1 protein-coding gene is annotated in these 845 nt (G+C 55.7%); it reads right to left on the reverse strand.

The genetic code is table 11. From position 1 onward, the window contains the following. On the reverse strand, positions 1-845 hold an 845-nt coding region (locus JNK74_28350; GenBank protein ID MBL7650099.1), incomplete at both ends, for a restriction endonuclease subunit S.

Below are 845 nucleotides of genomic sequence, written 5' to 3' on the forward strand. Positions count from 1 at the left end.
CGAACGGTCTGTGTGTTGAAAACGTGGAAGAAGAACTCATTCGTCCATGCAGCCCCAGATTTCTTGGTGACGAGGCCGAGCCGCTGGTTGTGCAGGAATTTGTCGGACTCTGGTACGAGAATGGGACTGCCTAGCAAACCCGCAGCTTGTTCCGTCATGGCTACGAGTAAGTCACCCTCATTGAGTACGTAGTCGCGTGGAATCTCGCCTATGTAGTATTTCTGCTTTTCACCCCGGTCGCGGTAGCCGCCTTTCTCGTAGAAGTTTCCCGGCGTAAGTAGTACGTAATCGCCCTCGCTGCTGAAGAATTCTCCCTCGAAGGCGTAACCATGCTTGATGTCGCACAGTTCGGACAGCGGTGTCTCCACCCACCCCTCGCCCCGCTTCGTGAAAACGGATTGCAGGTGGCTTTCAAACAAAGCGCGGGCGTTCTGGAGGTTCTTTTCGGCGTTGGCTTTAGCCGTGGCGATGCCGTCGAAAGCTTCGTCGAGGATAGCGGCGATTCGCTGTTGTTCGGGAAGCGGCGCTACCGGAACCGGAACCTCTTTGAGTTTCCCACCCGATAGTTCCCTGAAGGTCGCGCCTGTTCCAAGCTCATTGAGAAGCGGAACAATGCTTGCCAAGTAGTAGTACAGGTACTTGCTATCAAGCCCATCGCGCGGAACCAACCCCTTGCAGCCTTGGTTGGTCGCCATCGGCGCAGTGTTGATGGCCAAGTGGCCTATTGGAGCGCGTGTAGAAAGGATGACTGACCGTTCAGGAAGCAGCCTCGCTGAACTGTTCTGCAAGCCCGCATCGGTGATCGTCCGTTCAGTCTGCGCGATGTAAGGCGTGATTCTCCTTCC

The sequence above is a fragment of the Candidatus Hydrogenedentota bacterium genome, assembly GCA_016791475.1.
GTDB lineage: Bacteria > Hydrogenedentota > Hydrogenedentia > Hydrogenedentales > JAEUWI01 > JAEUWI01.